This is a genomic window from Streptomyces sp. NPDC002835 (assembly GCF_053591995.1).
Window position 1 is genome coordinate 1 of the sequence record NZ_JBSFUW010000026.1, and the last position, 18,459, is coordinate 18,459.

An 18,459-nucleotide genomic window follows, 5' to 3' on the forward strand; every position below is an offset into this window, starting at 1 on the left:
AAGGCCTCGTACAGTTCGTGTCCCATCCCGGCCCGCTGACTGCCCTGCCCCGAGAACAGGAACGCCAACCGCCCCTGCGCAGGGTCCACGGACCCCCGGCTCCGTACGACCCGCGACGCGGGCTCTCCCGCGGCCAGTGCCGCGAGCCCGTTCAGCAGTCTCTCCCGGTCCGAGCCGAGGACGACTGCCCGGTTCTCGTGGGCGTCGCGGGAGGTCACCAGGGACTGCGCCACGGCGTCCACATCCAGTTCGGGCCGGTCCGCGACGAACGACCGCAGGCGCTCGGCCTGCGCCCGCAGGGCGTCCTCCCCGCGGCCGGAGACGAGCCACGGCACCACACCGGCCCGACGCTCAGTCCCGCCGCCGTCACGGGTCGCGGGCTCGGCCGCCGGCACCCCTTGCAGGACCAGGTGGCAATTGGTGCCGCCCATCCTGAAGGAGCTGACGCCCGCGAGCGAGGGCCGGGACTCCGGCTCCGGCCAGTCCGTCAGCGACTGCTGCACGCGCAGGTTGAGTTCGTCCAGTGGGATCCGCGGGCTCGGTGTCTCGTAGTGGAGGCTGGCCGGGATCTGGCGCCTATGGAGGGACAGGGCGGTCTTGAGGAGACCGACCATTCCGGCGGCACCCTCCAGGTGTCCCACGTTCGTCTTGGCCGAGCCGACCGTGAGGGGCAGTCGGCGGCCGGGGGCCGTGCCCAGGACGGCGCCCAGGGCCGAGGCCTCGATGGGGTCGCCGAGGGCGGTGCCCGTGCCGTGCAGCTCCACGTAGTGGACGTCCGCCGGGTCGACGCCGGCCCGGTCGTAGGCCAGGCGCAGCACCTCGCTCTGCGCGGCCGTGCTCGGCACCGTGAGTCCGTCCGTGGCGCCGTCGTTGTTGACCGCGCCGCCGCGGATCACGCAGTAGACCGAGTCGCCGTCGGCCAGGGCCCGGGCGAGGGGCTTGAGGAGGACTGCCCCGCCGCCCTCACCGCGGACATAGCCGTTGGCGCGGGCGTCGAAGGTGTAGCAGCGGCCGTCCGGCGACAGCCCGCCGAACCGGTCGGCGGCGAGGGCGCTCTCCGGCACGATGTTGAGGTTCACGCCACCCGCCACGGCGAGTTCGCAACCGCCCGAGCGCAGGGCCTCGCAGGCCTGGTGGACGGCGACGAGGCCGGAGGACTGCGCGGTGTCCACGGTGAGACTGGGACCGCGCAGCCCGAGGGTGTACGACACCCGGTTCGCGATGATGGCGCGCTGGGTCCCGGTCAGCGAGTGCTGGGTGACGGCGGACAGCCCCTGCCGGTTCAGCAGCACCGCGTAGTCGTTCGCGATCGCACCGACGAAGACCCCGGTACGGCTGCCGCGCACCTGCCGCAGGGGGATGCCGGCGTCCTCGAAAGCCTCCCAGGAGAGTTCCAGCATGAGCCGCTGCTGGGGGTCCACCATCGAGGCTTCGCGCGGCGATACGCCGAAGAATGCGGGATCGAATGTGTCCACCCGGTCGAGAAAGGCGCCGTGCCGTGCGGCGGGGGGAAGTTCCTCGGCGTTCCACCGGTCCTGCGGCACTTTCCCGATCGCATGCCGCGCGTCGCGGAGCAGCTCCCAGAACGCGCCCTTGTCGGGGGCCTCGGGGATTCTGCAGGAGAGCCCCACTATGGCGATTGCGTCGTCCGGTATCCCGACCTCGGTGAAGCCGTCGCGGAATTGAGACATGCGACCGTGATCCCCCAGTAAGTGAAATGCATGAGAAACGCCCCCTGCGGCACACGCAAAGGCAGTTGCCGACTGTAATCAAATGATCGTTGGCCCCTACACCCCTATTGATCCCCTAGTGACCGCTGAACTCGCGGGCGGGCAGGGGGCGGAAGCGCCGAGGGGTACGGGTCCCCGCGCGGGAACCCGTACCCCTCGGCGCCGTCTCAGGCCGGCGGAGCCTGCACGGAGAGTGCGTGCCGGAACACGTTCCGTGGATCCCAGCGCGCCTTGACCGCCTGGAGGCGCGGGTAGGCGTCCTTGTAGTACAGCTCGGACCACGGCACCCCGGAGGTGTTCCACTCCTCGTCCGCGAGGTCGACGTCCGGGTAGTTGACGTACGCGCCGTCGGCGGCGCCACCGGGTACCGGTACGCCGCCGGTGTCCGTGTACACGTCCCGGTACAGCTCGCGGATCCACCGCACGTGGACCGGGTCCTGCGCGCGGTCCTCCCAGGTTGTGACGTACACGATCTTGAGGATGGAGTCGCGCTGCGCCACCGCGGTCCGGTCCGCCGGGACGGCGTTGACCTTGCCGCCGTAGGCGATGAGCGCGACGACCCCGGCCGGATTGTCGTAGTCGGTGCTGGTCAGGCGCGTGTACAGGGTGCCGATCTGCCGGTCGTCGAAGCTCCGGCGCGCATACGCCGCCTTGATCTTGGCCCGTCCGGTCATGTCGCCGTCCCCGGCGATCCCGGGCCAGCGCGTCGAGTGCAGCCACGGCAGCCGCCGCGTGTCGCTGTGCGGCTGCACGCCCACACCCTCGGAGACCGCCGCCAGATACGTCTCCAGCCGCTTCTCCGCGTCCGGGCCGGTCGCGTCGAGCTGCGTGGTCATCGCGAGGGCACCGGACTGGCTGCGGGTGAGGGCCAGCACGCTGTAGAGGTCGCACCAGGGGGAGTCGGGGCCGCTGTTCTGCTCGAACCACCTGCCGTGGTTCCGTACGAGCCGCGCGAAGGCCGCCTCGTCCAGCCCCTCCCACGGCCACACCGTCGTGTTGAGCAGCACCTCGGCCGGCGGCCGCGGCAGCAGCCGGCCGGGCTCCGGCGGTACGTCGGCCTCGGCGGTCCGCAGCCAGTACCTGACGACCACGCCGAAGTTCCCGCCGCCGCCCCCAGTGTGGGCCCACCACAGATCATGGTTCGGATCGTCCGGCTCGCGCGTCGCGATCACCGTCCGCGCGTCGCCCGACGCGTCGACCACGACGACCTCGACCGCGTGCAGGTAGTCGACGATCGAGCCGTGCATCCGGGACAGCGGGCCGTAGCCCCCGCCCAGGACGTGCCCGCCCGCCCCCACATCGGGGCACGCCCCGCCGGGCAGTGTCACGCCCCACATCCGGAACAGCGTCTTGTAGACCGCGCCCAGCGTGGCACCGGCCTCGACGACGAACGCGCCGCGCGCTTCGTCGAACCCGACCGCCGACAGCTGCGACATGTCCATCACCACGCGGACATCGGGATGGGCCACGAAGTCCTCGTAACAGTGACCTCCACTGCGCACGGCGACCCGCTTCCCCGATCGGACGGCATGCGAAAGGACCTGCTCGATTTCAGTGGCGGATCCCACCAGATGTATCTCTTCCGGATCGCCGACGAAGCGGAGGTTCTCGCCCCGGCGTAAGTCCTCGTACCTGATATCGCCGGGGGCCACGAAGTCGATGTGCTTCATGCGGTTCTCCTGCCTTCAACACGGAAGTGAAGCTGTACTGTTGCCGTCGGATCCTAATTCACCTGTCACGCAAAGGTTTTGGAGCGCTTCGAAAAGGGAGGGACGGGATGGTCGCGGACCTGATCGCCGGTCTGGTGCCGGCGGGAGTGCGTACAGCGGAGGTGTTCGGTGACGTGGCGGACGTCTCACTGTTCCCGGAGGAAGAGACTGCGATCGCAAGTGCGGTGGAGGCGCGGAGGCGGGAGTTCGCCACGGGACGCCACTGCGCCCGTGCGGCGCTGTCAGCGCTGGGCCGACCGGCCGTTCCCCTGCCGCCGGACGAGCACGGTGTGCCGTCGTGGCCTGACGGAGTGTTGGGATCCCTGACCCACTGCGATGGCTATCGCGGTGCCGCGGTGGCCAGCCGCGAGGACGTCATGTCGCTCGGCATCGATGCCGAGCCTCACCGTCCGCTTCCACAAGGGGTGTTGGAGGCAGTGACGATCGCCCCGGAGCGTCCCGCGCTGGCTGCGCTGGCGGACTCGTACCCTTCGGTGCATTGGGACCGTCTGCTGTTCAGCGCCAAGGAGTCGGTCTTCAAGAGCTGGTTCTCCATGACGGGGGACCGCCTCGGCTTTGACGACGCCGAGGTGGAGTTCGAAGCCGAGATACCGTTCTTCCGTGCTTGGGTCCTGCGCCAGCGGCCCGGCTGGGCCGGCAGGGCGCCCACGGCGGTCGGCGGCCGCTGGCTGGCGTGCCGTGGTCTCGTGCTGACGGCGGTCTCGCTGTAGCCGGAGGGCCTGGGGACGCATCAGCCTCGATGTGCATCCATATGCTCAGCTGGTCGGCAGGGTGTGAGGAGGTGGGGTGTCCCGGACGCGGCGCTCGCCGAGGCCTGGTGGCGTGCTGGGGGAGTCGGCAATGGGCCAGTGTGAGTCCTGAAACACTCTGGGACAGCTGACCGCAGATGCGAATCGTTGTAGCCTCCGGAGGCCGCCCTTGACCTGCAGGAAGCAGGGAGGGAGCAGCCCCACCAGCCTGTGGAGGCCCGGCGTTGCTCTCCGGCGTGCGTCAGAGGTTGCACGCAGCGCCCACGACGCACGTAATGCACATTGATCTTGAGTCCGTTTCGCGTCTCGCGCGCCGATGACCTGCGGTTTTCTTTAACCTGTTTTGGCTCTACATGTTTGCGATGACGCACCACGTGGAGTGCGTTGCCATCCTCGAACCGGTGCGGGATGGCGTCTGACCTGCGGTTTTGTCGGTGCGCATTATGTGTACTGCGGGCGTTACGGGCGATATCTTGACGCTGAAATGACGCTCATTTGACGCTCGTTCTGAGGGATCGTCAGGCACTTCTTTCCCCTGGTCGGGCAGCCTTCTGGCTATGTGGGTACGGCAGGGCGTCGAGAGTCTCATGGCGGCTAGGTGTTCTGTCTGGGGAGGTACTTTGTGGTGGCCGGGGACATTGCGAGGGCCATGATGGGCGAGCCGGTGTCCGGAGCGCGCGGAGGCGGATCCCCTGCGCCGTACTTCGTCGCTGCTCCTGCGTGAAGAACGACTCCCCGGACGCTTCGCGGAGCGGCCGAGCCGCCTGCCTGCTCCGCGCATGCGGGTGCGCGGGCGGGTGTCGCAAGGCCCGCCACTCCGTGTCCGTACCGGGGCTGTCTACGGCTCTTCGGCGCTGACGAGGAGCAGTGTGTGGGGCCAGAGGGTGTCGAGGACCGCAGGATCGTTCTTGAGTTTGGCGAACAGCACCAGCCCCTCCAGATGGGCGATTACTGCGCGTGTGACCGACTGTTCGGCGTGCTCGCGAGGGATGTCGCCTTCGTCCGCGGCCTGGCCGAGCACGTCGCCGATCAGCGCGGTCTGCTCGTCGAAGATCTCTTCCAGCCTGGCGCGAACGTCAGGTTCCTGGGTACTGAGTTCGAGGGTGAGGTTCCCGAGCAGGCAGCCGTCGACCGTGCCGCAGGTCTCCTTCCTGTGCCGCTGGACCTGTGCCATGCCCTCCAGCAGCCGGCGGAGCCGGACCAGGGCGGGGTCCGGGCCGTCCAGCGCGAGGGCCCAGGCGTCGCGCTGGCCTTCCCAGTAGGCGTTGACCGCCTGGAGGGTGAGGTCCTGTTTCGAGGTGAAGAAGTGGTAGAAGCTGCCCTTCTTGACCTCTGCCGCGGTGCAGATCTCCGCCACTCCCAGGCTGCTGTACCCCCGGTGCTGCATGAGTTCGCCGGTGGCGTCGAGGAGCCGCTCGCGTGCGGTGCTGGTGCGTCCCATGGCGGCAAGTATACGGTCGGTCAACTAATTCAGAGGTGCGCCGGGTGGCGTAATAGTTGACCGGTCGTCTAGTATGTTTTCCGGAGGCGGCCCGACACCCGCGTCCGGTTAACCGTTCGCCCTTATTCCGGGGCATACACCACTTCATGGAGGGCCACATGTCCGTACCCGTCTCTGTCGTCATCGCCTACCACAGCGGATACGGGCACACGGCCCGGCAGGCGGCGGCCGTGGCGGAGGGTGCCGCGGCGGTGCCCGGCGTCCTGGCCGATCTGCGGGACGTCTCCACGCTCGACGAGGGCCTGTGGGCGGCCTTGGCGGAGGCGGAGGCGATCGTCTTCGGCTCCCCCACGTACATGGGCGCCACCTCGGCCGTGTTCCAGCGCTTCGTGGAGGCCGGCGCCCCCGTCTGGGCCGCGCGCGGCTGGCAGGGCAAGCTCGCCGCCGGGTTCACCAACTCGGCGGGGGTGAACGGCAACAAGGACAACGCGCTGCTGTCCATGACGGTCCTTGCGGCCCAGCACGGCATGAACTGGGTTCCGCTTGGCCTGATGCCCGGCTGGATCTACAGCTCCGGCGGCAGTCCCGAGGACCTGAACCGGCTGGGTTCGTTCGTGGGAGCCATGGCGCAGTCGCCCTCCGACCTCGGCCCGGAGGAGTCCCCTGCAGAGGCCGATCTACGGACCGCGCGGCACCTTGGCGAGCATGTCGCCCGGACGGCGCTGCAGTTCGTGCACGGGCGCGAGGCCGTCGAAGCCCTGGTGGTGACGGCGTGAGCGCCGGACGCCTCGGTGATCTGCTGGGCATCGCCCTTCCCGTCGTGCAGGGCCCGTTCGGCGGGGGCCTGTCCTCGGTCGCCCTGGCCGCGGCCGTGTCCGAAGGGGGAGGGCTGGGCTCCTACGGGGCGCACCTCCTGGACCCGCGAGAGATCACGGGCCTCGTCGGAGAGTTGAAGGCCCGCACCAGCCACCCGTTCGCCGTCAACCTCTGGGTACCCCACCAGGACGAGGCCGGACCGTGGCCGGACACCGCCGAACTGGCCCCGCACATCCGGCGGCTGCACCCCTGCTACGACGAACTCGGGCTGCCCGCGGTGGCGGCCGAGGACATCACGCCGGGGCCGGACTTCGACGCCCAGGTGGACGCGCTGCTCGCGGCAGCGCCCCCGGTCATCAGCTTCGTGATGGGCCTCCCGCCCCGAAGGGTGATGGACGAGGCCCGCCGCCGCGGCATCGCGGTGATCGGCACGGCGACCACCGTGGACGAAGCCGTCGCACTGGAGCGCGCCGGCGTCGACGCCGTCGTGGCCTCCGGCGCCGATGCCGGCGGCCACCGGGGCGCCTTCCTGCGGCCGGTACGGGAGTCGCTCGTGGGGACGTTCTCGCTTGTGCCCCAGGTAGCCGACGCCGTGAGCGTTCCCGTCATCGCCGCCGGCGGGATCGCCGACGGCCGGGGGATGGCCGCGGCGCTCACCCTGGGCGCCGACGCCGTCCAGATCGGCACCGCCTTCCTCGCCACCCGCGAATCAGGGGCGAGCGAAGCCCACAAAAGGGCACTCGGCTCCCCTGAGGCCCGCACCACCGTTCTCACGCGTCTCTTCACGGGCCGGACCGCCCGCGGAATCGTGAACCGGTTCGTCCGTGACATGGCCCCGTACGAGGAGACCGTGCCCGCGTACCCCGTGCAGAGCGCACTGATGCAGTCCATCCGTCGTGAAGCCGGTGCCCAAGGGCGGGAGGATCTCAGCAGCCTGTGGGCCGGCCAGGCCGCGGCACTCGCCGGTGGCGCACGTGGGGCGCGTGACTACCTCAGCTTGCTCATGGACGACTTCCGGGCACAGGGAGGTCAGGGAGCCTGACAGGTCGGATCGTCGACGACGACGGTGTTGGCGGGGACTATGACGGGCGGATCGTCGTGCCTCACCCAGCGGGTGGTGACATAGGCGCGCTTGCCGACTCCCACGCATTTGGTGATGAGGTTGTCGAAGCCGTCGGGCATGTTGAAGACCTCGGCCGGGGTGTTGTCCCCCGAGCGCCCCTGGACCGGCGCGTCCCCTTTGCCGCGCTCGTCGTCGTACTGCCGGGAACAGCCGCTGACCAGGCCGATGGCCGCGATCACCAGAATCACGCGCCGAAACGCAGGGGACATGCCGTGCATCGTCGATCCTCTCGGACAGGGAACGGGTGGGGTGGAAGCGGGGGCGAGGGGAGCGGGTCGGTGCCGCGGGCGGGGCGGAAGCGGTGGCGGCGCTGAAGCGCCGCGCACGGAAGACCTCATGGGGGCGTTCAGCCGAGGGTGGCTTCCGGTGGGATGTGGAGGGTGAAGGGGCAGGAGTCGTAGGGCCGACCGTTGATCTGGAGTTGTACGCAGTGCGCGCCCGGGTGGTGTCGACGTGTGCTGAGTGGCCGGAGCGGGTGGCGGCGGACGCCCGAGCGGCGCTCGCCGGGGAGGAGGTCGCGACTGGTGAGTTTGAAGACCTTGGGGGAGAGGCTGCCGTTCGCCTTTCGGTAGTGAACGACGTAGTCGATGACGAGTCGCGCGGTACGGGGCCCGGTGTTGGTCACCTCGTAGTCGAAGACCAGGTCCTCACCCAGGTGCACGTGGGGCGTGCGGACGTCGGGGCCGACGACCCGGACACGGACATCGGGGTCGTGGCCGAGGAGGGCCAGCGCGTCACGGTCGCCGGCCTTGACGAGGGTCCGCAGGCCATGCCGGACAAGGGCCGGTGTGGTGGGCGCGGGCTCGGCGAGCCAGCGGGCGGCGGTGGCGACGGCCGTGCCGGGGTGGTCGTGGCTGATGTCGTTGAGGTGGTTGGCCACTGAGCGCCTGACGTACTCGCTCGGGTCTCGGTACAGCGCGTCCAGGACGGGCAGGGCCGGGGTGGGATCGGCGACGAACGCGGTCAGCCGGGGCGCCCAGGGCAGGCGCGGGCGGGTGCCCTCGCTCGCCAGGCGTCGGACATGCGGATCGGGATGACCGATCCACAGCACCGCCCGTTCCAGGGCACGTGACGGATCGGCGCTGAAGAAGGGGCGTACCGCCATCTCCGCGGTGAGCAGCGGAGTGAGGGCGGCGAGCAGATCGAGACCCGGCTCGAACACGTCGGACGCCAGGGCGCGTTCGGCGACGGCCGCGTTGACGGGGAAGGTCATCCAGCCGGTGAATTCGGTTCGGCGCAGGGCCGCGTGGACGACGTCGGCGAAGGCGGGGTAGGCGTCCGGAAGGTCGGCGAGGACGGCTTCCTTCACGGCGGTGACGCGCCGACTGAAAGCCAGGTCCTCCAGCAGGGCTCCGCAGCCGCGGAGGGCAGTCGCCGGTGCGGCGCCCGCTGCCGCCATGACGGAGGCCAGCAGGTCCGTGGTGCGAGGGTTGATCAGTTCGTCGGCCGTGGGCACGACTGTCCCTTCTCCTCGGTGCGACCGGGCGGTGTGGTCGCCCTGTGCGGTCGGGCGCGCCGCCGGTGCCGACTCGGCTACGGCTGGGTGCTGTGCAGTACTTCGGCGTGCCGCATCTCGTGGACCTCTCCGATCAGGCTGAAGAATTCCCCGGCGGCCGGGTCTCCGGGCATCTCCTCCGCCGCGCGGGCGGCTGCCTCCGGCGAGGCCCAGAGGATGAGGTCGAGCAGGGAGCCGTCCTCGTACCGGGCGAGGTGCGCGCCGAGGAAGTCGGACCCGTACCGCTCACGCAGAAGGGCGATCAGCCTGGCGCGGTGGGCGGTCAGCCGCTCGGGGTCGGCGCAGGCGAAGCGGACGTATTCGATCGTCGTGCTCATGGGAACCCTTTCCCTATCGTCTCACGGATTCGGGTCTCTGAATCCGTGACTGGAAGCTATCACGGATTCGGCACAGGGAATCCGTGGGTCCGGTAGGTTGATGACATGTCCCTCAAGAACCTGCGCGAGATGCCGTGGATCGGCGAGCGGCCGGTCCTCGACGTGGCCAACACCGTCGTCGTCGGAGCCGGTCACGCGGGTGGCGACGTCGACCTGCTGGCCGAACCGGAACTCCTGGCGTCCTGGCGGGAGAAGGCGTGCGACCGGGAGCTAGCCGACCTCCCCCTGGAGGACCTCGCGAAGCTGCGCGCCCCGGTCAGGGCCGCGCTGGACGCGGCGGCGCGGCAGGCCCCGCTGCCGGGGTCGGCGAGGGCGCGACTCAACGCGCTGGCCGCGCGGGCCCCCGTGACCTTCCGGGTCGACAATGCCGGCCACCTCGCGGAACAGGAGGCCGGCGGGCCGGTCGCGGCGACGGTCGCCCGGCAGGCGCTCGTGCTGGCCGCCGGGCCGGAGCAGGCGCGGTTGCGGCGCTGCCCCGCGCCGAGCTGCGGGATGTTCTTCCTCGCGCGCAGACGGGATCAGGCGTGGTGCTCGATCGGCTGCGGCAACCGGGCGCGAGCCGCCCGCCGCAGCGAGCAGACCTCGGGCCGCCAGAGGTGAGCGGAGCCCAGCGTCGATGAAGGGACGGCGGGCGCCCCTTCCTCCCTGCCGGAACTCATCCGGGTGGTGGACACGGCTGCGTGCCCCGTGTGTTACTGCCCTACGCCTCGACGCCGGGCGGGTCGCGCGTCGACGATCTTGAGGGAGGAGCTGTGAGGGTTTCACGTCTGCGGCACATCCCGGGGATCGGGGTGGACGTGATCGGTGACGCGGCGGACGCCGCCAAGGACCCCGACATGCTGCGTCTGGAGAATCTGGACACCGATCTGCGTCCGCCCAGGATCGCGCTCGAGGTCACCCGGTCCGCCGTGGAGGACGACGCCGCCAACAGCTATCTGCCGTTCCAGGGACATCGAGGGCTGCGAGAGGCCGCCGCCGCCCATGTCTCCCGGTTGTCCGGGGTCCACTACGATCCGGCCACCGAATGCGTGAGCGCCGCCGGAGGGCTCAACGCGCTGCTGAACGTGCTCCTGGCCACGGTGGAGCCCGGTCAGGAGGTCGTCGTCTGCGACCCGGTGTACGCGGGGTTGGTCAACCGGATTCGGCTGGTGGGAGGAGTTCCCCGCCACGTGCCGTGCACCCCCACCCCCGGGGGCTGGCAGGTCGATCCGGAAGAGCTCGCCGCAGCGGTGGGACCCGACACCGCCGCGGTGCTGGTCATGACACCGGCCATGCCGACCGGTGCACTGCTCGGCCCGAGTCACTGGAAGGCTCTCGCTCCTGTCCTGGAGAGGCATGACTGCTGGCTGATCCACAACGCGGCGATGGAACGCATCCTGTTCGACGGCAACCGCCCGGCGTCCGACGCTGCTCCCAGACGCGTGTGGCCGCGGCGACGTCCTCGTCGGCGCCGGACGCGTCGAGCGCTGCGGCGACGGCCTGTTGGGCGATTCCCACCTGACACACGACATTGGTCATCCCCACCAGCGCGAACATCGTGATGCGGCAGCTCGACGGCTACCCGCTCGTACGACCGCACGGCGGCTGGTCCCTTCTGCTCGACACCGCCGCGCTGGGACTGGCTCCGGGTGAGGCGTCCGAGCGTCTGTTCCGCCGCGGGCGGGTCGCCGCGACACCAATGACGGGGTGGGGACCCAGTGGCGACAGGTATCTGCGGCTGGTCTTCGCCAACGAACCCACCGACCGCCTCGCCGATCTACGCGAACGCTTCCGTGCGGCCTTCGGATGACCGTCATGTCAGCCTCAGGTCGCACACGGTCGCGACCTGGGCTTGATGTGGGGAAGGCAGTTGTGCACTCAGCATGACCGTGTGACCGAATCACTGCCGGGACTGCACATGTCCCTTCTGGAAACCGTGCTTGTGGTAGGTGCCGTCGCGCTTGTGACGGCCCGCTGGCTCCCCCGACGGATGCGTCGGCCTGCCGCGTTCGGTGCCGGAGTCGTGGTCCTGTTGTCCGGTGTGGCGCTGGTGGTGGGTCCGGTGCGCTGGCAGATGATGCCCGTCCTGGCCGGCACCGCACTCGTCCTGCCGTTCGCCGTCGCGGCCGAGCTGCGAGCGCGCGGCGGGCGGCCGCCGCGCAGGGTTCGATGGTGGGCGGCTTTGCCGGTGTCGCTGGTGTGTCTGTGTCTGATCGCGGTCGGCCCGGCCGCCGCCTGGGCTTTGCCCGTGCCGATGTTCCCGGCGCCGTCCGGCCCCTTCGCCGTGGGCACCAGCGTGGTGCAGTGGACCGACGCCGACCGGCCCGAGAACGCCACCTCCGAGACTGACGACCGGCGCACTGTCGTCGTGCAGTTGTGGTACCCGGCACGAAAGAGCCCGGCGGATGCGCGGCGTGCCGCCTACCTCGGGCGCACGGACCGCGAGGCGGGGACCGTCTCCGACGCCCTCGCCGACTACGTCGGCATACCCGGGTTCCTGCTCGACGGCCTGCCCCGCGCCCGTACCCATGCGGTGGTCGACGCGCCGGTGGCCGGCGGCAACGGACGCTTCCCGGTCGTGCTGTTCTCCCCGGGGCTGGGCGGCGTACGTACCCAGAATTCGGTGTGGGCGCAGGAACTGGCCAGCCACGGCTACGTCGTCGCGGCCCTCGACCATCCCTACGACTCGGCCGCCGTCGTCCTCGCCGACGGCCGGACCATCCGCACGAAGGTCACCGCTACGGGTGATGACGACCGCGACGAGGAGCTGGCGGTCGGGTGGACCGCAATCCGGGCAGCCGACCTGAGCTTCGTTCTCAGCCAGTTGGACCGTGTAGCGCGAGGCGAGATCCCGGGGCTTGTGAGCGGGCGCATGGACACCGGACGGGTCGCCGTTGCCGGTCACTCCCTCGGCGGAGGAGCCGCGCTGCAGGCAGCTCGCCAGGACGATCGGTTCGACGCCGTCATCGACCTGGACGGCTTTCCGCACGACCCCGCCCCGACACGTTTCCCCCAACCGGTGCTGGCGCTGACCCAGGACGTCAGCCGGGACATCGATCCGGACTACCTCCCCCGCCTCACCCATGTGCTCAGCTTGAGCGGCGCGACCAGTTACCGGCTCACCGTCCCCGGCGCGGCCCATCTCACGTTCACGGACGCTCCGCTCTACATGCCCCCGGTGGAGTCGATCGTGGGATCACGAGGCCGTACCGATGGACCGCGCATCACCACCGCCGCATCCCTGGCCTTCCTCAACGCCACGCTGCGCGACCGGCCGGATGACCTGGCCGCCGTTCTGCGCGCTTACGGTGTTGTCACCGTCCACTCCCCGCGCGGCAGTGGCTGAGGAAGGGGCGTGGCCTGTCCGCTGCCGCCGGCGCCCGGGCGGCCGGTCCGCGCGACCGTCACAGCAGGGGTACGGTCCGTCGGTCGGAGTCGGTGCTACACAGCTCTGTTGGTCGAGGATGCACGCCACCGCGTCGGGGCGGGCGAGCCGGGGGTAGTGCCCGGTGCCCGGGATGGCGGATCGGGCCGCGCAGTTGCAGATGGCCCGGACATCGCACGGAGCGCCACGCCCTGACCGGAGGGATGGGCTGTTGGTCATGACGCTCGTTTGACGCTCTGTGCCCCCGCACGCAGGCCAGTCGGCCGAGAAATGGCCTCTGACCTGGGGCTTTCCGAGACCCGCTCAGCCCGACATCTTTCCGATGACGCATCACGTGGAGTGCGTTGCCATCCCCTGCCCCAGGCACCCAACGAGATCAGCGGCGTCAAGCACTGACCCAACCAAGCGCATCCGGCCGCGGCGGCGGCCGGTCCACCAACGCTTCGGCCCGCGCCATGGCGCGGGCCGAAGCGCTAGTGGACCAGCACAGCGCCGGTTGGCACTGGGGTGCTCGGCCGCGCAGTTGGGCGAGCCACCGCCGCGCACTCCGCGACTCGGTTCGCGCAGCTCGAAGGGCCAGAGCGCCGCAGCGCGGCCGTCGGCATACCGAATGCGACGGACCGCGCTGCGGGACAGGCGCCTGCCGCCGTGTGCGGCGGCGGGGTGCGGCCGCGGCCTTGGTGTCAGTGGAGTTCCGTCACCAGGAGGACTTGGTCACGCCGGGCAGGAAACCGGCGTGCGCCTGCTCCCGGGTTCGGACCCGCGAGAGGCCGAACTTGCGCAGGTAGCCACGGGGGCGGCCGTCCACGCTGTCGCGATTGCGCACTCGGGTGGCGCTGGCGTTCCGCGGCTGCCTGCGCAACTCCGCCAGCGCGGCGCGGCGTTCGTCCTGGGTCGACGAGGGGCGGCGGACGATCTCCTTGAGCTCGGACCGCCGTGCGGCGTACCGCTCGACGATCTCCTTGCGCTTCTCGTTCTGTGCGATCTTGCTCTTCTTCGCCATCAGACCTTCCCTCCACGCGCCCGGATCCGTGCCACGGCCGCCTCGATGCCGATCGAGTCCACCGTCTTGATCGCCTTGGTGCTCAGAGTCAGACGGACATTGCGCCCCTCGCTCGGGAGCCAGTAGCGCTTGCGCTGGATGTTCGGGTCGAAGCGGCGGGAGGTGCGCCGGTGCGAATGGGAGATCGTATTGCCGAAGCCCGGCTTTGCGCCGGTCAGTTGGCAGTGGGCCGACATGGGTGTTCCTGCCTCTCTCTGCGCTTCCACCCCTATTGGTAATGGAAATCATTCCCATATACTAGCCTCATGGCACGCAACGAACTCCGCCCTGTCATCAAGCTCCGCTCCACCGCGGGCACCGGCTTCACCTACGTGACCCGCAAGAACCGCCGCAACGACCCCGACCGGATGGTGCTGCGCAAGTACGACCCAGTTGCCCGGCGCCACGTCGACTTCCGCGAAGAGCGCTGACACACCCTCTCCACCGAACGCCCTGCCCCGAAAGGTCCTCCTCCGCCATGAAGCCCGGCATCCACCCTCCCTACGGCCCCGTCGTCTTCCGTGACACCGCCTCGAACCACGCCTTTCTCACCCGGTCCACGATGACGAGCGACAAGACCATCGAGTGGGAGGACGGCAACACCTACCCGGTCGTCGACGTCGAGATCTCCTCGGTGAGCCACCCCTTCTACACGGGCACCGCGCGCGTCCTGGACACCGCCGGCCGCGTCGAACGCTTCGAGCGCCGCTACGGAACCCGGTGATGGAGCAGAACTCCCGAATGCCCGTCGTCCTCGTGGCCGGGCTCCACGCCGACGCCCGCAGGCACGTCGTCGACCGGCTCCTGCGGGCAGTTCCCGACAGCGTCGCCCTGCACCACGACCTGACCGGCGCGGGCAGCGGGACGGTGCGCCGCCTCGTCCGCGACGCCTCCGGTGACCTCTCGCAGGGGGAGACCCCGCTGGTCAACGACTGCGCGTGCTGCGCGCTGCGCGAGGATCTCGTCCCCGAGCTGGAGCGGCTGGCCCGCGGCGGCCTGACCCGGCTCGCCGTCGTCGAACTGTGGGACTCGGTCGAGCCGAAGGGGATGGCGGAGGTGGTCGCGGCACACGGAGGCGGCCTTCTTCTCGCCAACGTGATCACCGCGGTGGATCCCGCGCTCGTACTGCCGTACCTGGCCAACGGCGACGACCTGGCCGAAGCGGGTCTGGAAGCGGCGTCCACCGACCAGCGCACCATCGGTGACACCTGGGCCCGCCAGCTGGAGTACGCGCCCGTCCTCGCCCTGGTCGACAGCGAGGAAGCGGACAGCGAGGACCGTGCTCTCCTCGCGCAGCTGCATCCCACCGCCCGCCACGTGGCGGCGGACTCCGGCGAACTGGCCCAGGTCGCCTTCGCCGGCTTCGACGTGGAGACGGCAGCCGCCGCCCAGCATCCGGCGTGCGCGCTCCTTCCTCGGGAAGCCGAAGAGGCCGGCGTGGCCACGCTCGTCTGGCGCCGCCGCCGGCCCTTCCATCCCGAGCGCCTCTACCAGGCGCTGGAGGACCTGTGCTGCGCTGCCGCGCGCAGCCGCGGCCGGTTCTGGCTCGCCGACCGCCCCGACACCCTGCTCGCCTGGGACGCCGCGGGCGGCGCCCTGTGTGTGGAGGACGCGGGCCCGTGGCTTGCCTCCCTCCCCGAAGCGGCCTGGGACATGATCCCGCCCATGCGGCAGGCCGCCGCATCACTGGACTGGCACCCCGAGCACGGCGACTGCTGCCAGCACCTCGTCTTCACCTCCCCGGGGCTGGACCGGCAGGGCATCGAACAGCTCCTCGACTCCTGCCTGCTGACCGACGCCGAGTACGCCGCCGGACGCGAGGCGTGGAAGCACCTCCCTGCCGCATTCGACACCCTCCTCGACCCCGCCTGAACCTCCCAGTCCTCCCAGCACTTCCAACACTCCAAGGAGCAGCCCCCATGGCCCGCCGCCCGGACCTCCGTAAGCCCGTCAAGTCCCGCCCCAACCCGCTCGACGCGGCCAAGATCACCTACATCGACTACAAGGACACCGACCTGCTGCGCAAGTTCATCTCCGACCGAGGCAAGATCCGCAGTCGCCGCGTCACCCGCGTCACCGCCCAGCAGCAGCGCCGACTCGCCGTCGCCATCAAGAACGCCCGTGAGATGGCCCTGCTGCCCTATGCCGGCAGCTCCAACGGCCGTTGACGCCACAAGCAGAGATGGTGATGAAAACCATTTGCATGTACCCTGATGGGCGACAAGAACCAAGGAGACCAACATGGCTGTTCCCAAGCGGAAGATGTCCCGCAGCAACACTCGTCACCGCCGCGCCCAGTGGAAGGCCAGCACGCCCCGGCTCGTGCCGATCACGGTGGACGGTTCCAGCTACCTGGTGCCTCAGCGGCTGGTCAAGGCGTACGAGCGCGGCCTGCTGCGTCCCGAGGGCTGAGCGCGCGTGAGTCACGACCGCCTGCCCGTCACGGTGCTGTCCGGGTTCCTCGGCGCGGGCAAGACCACTCTGCTGAACCATGTCCTGGGCAACCGCGACGGGCTTCGCGTCGCCGTGATCGTCAACGACATGAGCGAGATCAACATCGACGCGGCCCTCGTCCGCGGCGGTGAGGCAGCCCTCTCGCGCACCGAGGAACGCCTGGTCGAGATGACCAACGGCTGCATCTGCTGCACTCTGCGCGACGACCTGCTGGAAGAGGTCGACCGCCTGGCGCGGGAGGACCGCTTCGACTACCTGCTCATCGAGTCCAGCGGCATCTCCGAACCGATGCCGGTGGCCGCCACCTTCTCCTTCGCGCGGGACGACGGCGTCACCCTCGGCGAACTCGCCCGGCTCGACACCATGGTCACCGTCGTCGACGCGGCCAACTTCCTGCCGGAGCTGACCGGCGGGGACGCCCTGGCCGAGCGCGGGCTGGACCAGTACGAGGACGACGAGCGGACCGTCAGCGATCTGCTGATGGACCAGATCGAGTTCGCCGACGTCATCGTGCTCAACAAGCTGGACCTCGTCCCCGCCGAGGATGCCGACCGGCTCAGGGCCGCGCTCGTGCGGCTCAACCCCGTCGCTCGCATCGTCCCCGCGACCCGTGGCGCGGTGGAGCTGCGTGACGTGCTCGGCACCGGGCTCTTCGACGTCGAGCGTGCTCAGCAGGCGCCGGGCTGGGTCATGGAGCTCAACGGCGACCATGTCCCGGAGACCGAGGAGTACGGCATCTCCTCCACCGTGTTCCGTTCCGACAGGCCCTTCCACCCAGGGCGGTTGTGGAATCTGGTGACCGAGCAGCTCGACAGCGGCCGGTTCGGGCAGGTCCTCCGTTCCAAGGGGTTCTTCTGGCTGGCCAGCCGGCCGCTGGTGACGGGACTGTGGTCGCAGGCGGGCGCTGTCGCGCGCTTCGAGCCTTCGGGTGCCCGCGATGCCGGCACCTCGCAGGGGCAGGAACTGGTCTTCATCGGCACCGGCCTGCGGGCCGACGAGCTGCAAGCGGCCCTGGCCGGCTGCCTGCTGGCCGACGGCGAACCGGTGCCCGGTGACGACGCCTTCCCGGCCTGGGAGACGTACGGCATCGACGACGCGTGCGAGCACGAGGTACCGGTGGGGGCCGCTCGCACCTGAAACTCCGGGCCGGGCGGTGGTCGCAGCCACGGCACCGCCCGGCCCGGCACAGCACCGGCCGCCCCGGCATCCGTATCCGCGGAGGCCGGGGCTTCGCGGATACGGATGCCGCGCCGCCTCGGGCGCGAGGCCTACACGATGGGGGATCACATGCCTGAGCCACAGCTGCACTTGGGTGCCGTCCAGGAAACTCTGCTGATTCCGTTGTACGGGCGGGCGGTGGAGACTCGCAAGGATCACCCCGTCCTGCGGGATGCGAAAGCAGAGGAGATGGTCGCCTCCATTGACTACGACTTCGCGCGCTTCGACGACCTGCCGAGCCTCATCGGTACGGTGTTGCGCACCGCGCTGTTCGACGACTGGGTCCGTGCCTTCCTCTCCGGGAATCCGTCCGGAACGGTCGTGGAGATCGGCACGGGTCTCAACACTCGCTTCGAGCGTGCCGACAACGGGCGGGCACGCTGGTTCGACCTGGACCTGCCCGATGTCATCGAGCTGCGCCGGAAGTTCTTCGGGGAGAGCTCACGCCGGACGATGATCGCAGGATCGGTGACGGACGTGTCATGGACCGACACGGTGACCGCAGTCGGGGACGGACCGTACCTCTTCAGCGCCGAGGCCGTCCTGCCCTTCCTCGACGAGGCGGACGTCCGGCAGGTCATCGCCCTGATCGCCGAACGCTTCCCCGGCTCCCCGCTCGCGCTCGACACCGCAGGACCGGGCATCATCGACTCCCAGGATCAGCACGACGCACTCAGCAAGGTCCAGGCCCGTATGCGGTGGGCGTGCGACGATCCGGCCGACATCATCGAATGGGCGCCCGGCGGACGCCTGCTGGCCACGCATACGCTCACCACCTTGCCCCCGGCCTTGTACGGCCGATTGCCCGCCGGGTATCAGGAGATGCTGAACGGCCTGGCGGAGCAGCGTCTTCCGCAGGTCGAGCAGTACCGGCTCAATTTCGTTCAGCTGCCGTAGAG

General features: G+C 70.1%; 22 protein-coding genes. 14 read left to right on the forward strand and 8 right to left on the reverse strand.

Translation table 11 applies throughout. The annotated features are described in order from the left end of the window. Nucleotides 1-1,691, reverse strand: a 1,691-nt coding sequence (locus ACWD01_RS24975) for a type I polyketide synthase (protein ID WP_451165024.1), incomplete at its 3' end; no start/stop codon positions are given. Between the two features lie 206 nt (nucleotides 1,692-1,897). After that, nucleotides 1,898-3,400, reverse strand: a complete 1,503-nt coding sequence (locus ACWD01_RS24980; RefSeq protein WP_451165025.1) for an FAD-binding protein — start codon at nucleotides 3,398-3,400, stop codon at nucleotides 1,898-1,900. Between the two features lie 107 nt (nucleotides 3,401-3,507). Here ACWD01_RS24980 and ACWD01_RS24985 point away from each other — a divergent pair, with 107 nt between their 5' ends. Then, nucleotides 3,508-4,170 (forward strand): 4'-phosphopantetheinyl transferase family protein, encoded by a 663-nt coding sequence (locus ACWD01_RS24985; RefSeq protein WP_451165026.1) that lies wholly within the window; start codon nucleotides 3,508-3,510, stop codon nucleotides 4,168-4,170. Between the two features lie 877 nt (nucleotides 4,171-5,047). On the opposite strand, the gene ACWD01_RS24990 is transcribed toward ACWD01_RS24985, so the two are convergent. After that, nucleotides 5,048-5,650 (reverse strand): TetR/AcrR family transcriptional regulator, encoded by a 603-nt coding sequence (locus ACWD01_RS24990; RefSeq protein ID WP_451165027.1) that lies wholly within the window; start codon nucleotides 5,648-5,650, stop codon nucleotides 5,048-5,050. Nucleotides 5,651-5,808: 158 nt separating this feature from the next. On the opposite strand from ACWD01_RS24990, the gene ACWD01_RS24995 reads away from it, so the two are divergent. Beyond that, a complete protein-coding gene (locus tag ACWD01_RS24995) occupies nucleotides 5,809-6,426 on the forward strand; it encodes a flavodoxin family protein (protein WP_451165028.1) in 618 nt (205 codons plus the stop codon). Then, complete coding sequence (locus tag ACWD01_RS25000; RefSeq protein ID WP_451165029.1) at nucleotides 6,423-7,508, forward strand: NAD(P)H-dependent flavin oxidoreductase; 1,086 nt, start codon at nucleotides 6,423-6,425, stop codon at nucleotides 7,506-7,508. The genes ACWD01_RS24995 and ACWD01_RS25000 overlap by 4 nt, the downstream gene beginning before the upstream one ends. On the opposite strand, the gene ACWD01_RS25005 is transcribed toward ACWD01_RS25000, so the two are convergent. The 3 genes from ACWD01_RS25005 to ACWD01_RS25015 form a co-directional block, all read right to left on the reverse strand. Continuing rightward, entirely contained in the window at nucleotides 7,496-7,807 is a 312-nt protein-coding gene (locus ACWD01_RS25005) for a hypothetical protein (protein ID WP_451165030.1), read from the reverse strand. The two genes, ACWD01_RS25000 and ACWD01_RS25005, sit on opposite strands and share 13 nt — an antisense overlap. A 128-nt stretch (nucleotides 7,808-7,935) precedes the next feature. Continuing rightward, nucleotides 7,936-9,045 carry a DNA alkylation repair protein gene (locus tag ACWD01_RS25010; RefSeq protein WP_451165031.1) on the reverse strand — a complete coding sequence of 370 codons (1,110 nt, stop codon included), beginning with the start codon at nucleotides 9,043-9,045 and terminating at the stop codon, nucleotides 7,936-7,938. Nucleotides 9,046-9,122: 77 nt separating this feature from the next. Next, entirely contained in the window at nucleotides 9,123-9,422 is a 300-nt protein-coding gene (locus ACWD01_RS25015; RefSeq protein WP_264247809.1) for a hypothetical protein, read from the reverse strand. Between the two features lie 105 nt (nucleotides 9,423-9,527). Between ACWD01_RS25015 and ACWD01_RS25020 the strand changes: the two genes are divergently transcribed. The 4 genes from ACWD01_RS25020 (at nucleotide 9,528) to ACWD01_RS25035 (ending at nucleotide 12,807) form a co-directional block, all read left to right on the forward strand. Further along, nucleotides 9,528-10,082: an ABATE domain-containing protein gene (locus ACWD01_RS25020; protein ID WP_451165032.1), complete on the forward strand. Its 555-nt coding sequence runs from the start codon at nucleotides 9,528-9,530 to the stop codon at nucleotides 10,080-10,082. A 236-nt stretch (nucleotides 10,083-10,318) separates the two neighbouring features. Further along, nucleotides 10,319-11,023: an aminotransferase class I/II-fold pyridoxal phosphate-dependent enzyme gene (locus ACWD01_RS25025; protein ID WP_451165033.1), complete on the forward strand. Its 705-nt coding sequence runs from the start codon at nucleotides 10,319-10,321 to the stop codon at nucleotides 11,021-11,023. Next, nucleotides 11,023-11,271, forward strand: coding sequence for a hypothetical protein (locus ACWD01_RS25030; protein ID WP_451165034.1), 249 nt, complete (start codon nucleotides 11,023-11,025; stop codon nucleotides 11,269-11,271). The genes ACWD01_RS25025 and ACWD01_RS25030 overlap by 1 nt, the downstream gene beginning before the upstream one ends. Before the next feature lie 45 nt (nucleotides 11,272-11,316). Further along, nucleotides 11,317-12,807: an alpha/beta hydrolase family protein gene (locus ACWD01_RS25035; RefSeq protein ID WP_451165035.1), complete on the forward strand. Its 1,491-nt coding sequence runs from the start codon at nucleotides 11,317-11,319 to the stop codon at nucleotides 12,805-12,807. A gap of 736 nt (nucleotides 12,808-13,543) precedes the next feature. Here ACWD01_RS25035 and rpsN read toward each other — a convergent pair. Next, nucleotides 13,544-13,849 carry a 30S ribosomal protein S14 gene (rpsN, locus tag ACWD01_RS25040; RefSeq protein ID WP_451165036.1) on the reverse strand — a complete coding sequence of 102 codons (306 nt, stop codon included), beginning with the start codon at nucleotides 13,847-13,849 and terminating at the stop codon, nucleotides 13,544-13,546. Then, the gene (gene rpmB, locus ACWD01_RS25045) at nucleotides 13,849-14,085 is read right to left on the reverse strand and encodes a 50S ribosomal protein L28 (RefSeq protein ID WP_451165037.1); all 237 of its coding nucleotides are present in this window, start codon (nucleotides 14,083-14,085) and stop codon (nucleotides 13,849-13,851) included. The genes rpsN and rpmB overlap by 1 nt, the downstream gene beginning before the upstream one ends. A gap of 69 nt (nucleotides 14,086-14,154) precedes the next feature. On the opposite strand from rpmB, the gene rpmG reads away from it, so the two are divergent. The 7 genes from rpmG (at nucleotide 14,155) to ACWD01_RS25080 (ending at nucleotide 18,457) form a co-directional block, all read left to right on the forward strand. Next, the gene (rpmG, locus tag ACWD01_RS25050; protein ID WP_189105971.1) at nucleotides 14,155-14,319 is read left to right on the forward strand and encodes a 50S ribosomal protein L33; all 165 of its coding nucleotides are present in this window, start codon (nucleotides 14,155-14,157) and stop codon (nucleotides 14,317-14,319) included. Between the two features lie 47 nt (nucleotides 14,320-14,366). Next, entirely contained in the window at nucleotides 14,367-14,612 is a 246-nt protein-coding gene (locus ACWD01_RS25055; RefSeq protein ID WP_451165038.1) for a type B 50S ribosomal protein L31, read from the forward strand. Further along, a complete protein-coding gene (locus tag ACWD01_RS25060) occupies nucleotides 14,612-15,760 on the forward strand; it encodes a CobW family GTP-binding protein (RefSeq protein WP_451165039.1) in 1,149 nt (382 codons plus the stop codon). The genes ACWD01_RS25055 and ACWD01_RS25060 overlap by 1 nt, the downstream gene beginning before the upstream one ends. Nucleotides 15,761-15,807: 47 nt before the next feature. Beyond that, on the forward strand, nucleotides 15,808-16,056 hold the full coding sequence (rpsR, locus tag ACWD01_RS25065) for a 30S ribosomal protein S18 (RefSeq protein ID WP_451165040.1): 249 nt from the start codon (nucleotides 15,808-15,810) through the stop codon (nucleotides 16,054-16,056). 73 nt (nucleotides 16,057-16,129) lie between these two features. Further along, on the forward strand, nucleotides 16,130-16,300 hold the full coding sequence (rpmF, locus tag ACWD01_RS25070) for a 50S ribosomal protein L32 (RefSeq protein WP_451165041.1): 171 nt from the start codon (nucleotides 16,130-16,132) through the stop codon (nucleotides 16,298-16,300). Nucleotides 16,301-16,306: 6 nt separating this feature from the next. Beyond that, complete coding sequence (locus ACWD01_RS25075) at nucleotides 16,307-17,479, forward strand: GTP-binding protein (protein WP_451165042.1); 1,173 nt, start codon at nucleotides 16,307-16,309, stop codon at nucleotides 17,477-17,479. Nucleotides 17,480-17,629: 150 nt separating this feature from the next. Then, a complete protein-coding gene (locus tag ACWD01_RS25080) occupies nucleotides 17,630-18,457 on the forward strand; it encodes a class I SAM-dependent methyltransferase (protein WP_451165043.1) in 828 nt (275 codons plus the stop codon). Nucleotides 18,458-18,459 lie beyond the last annotated feature (2 nt).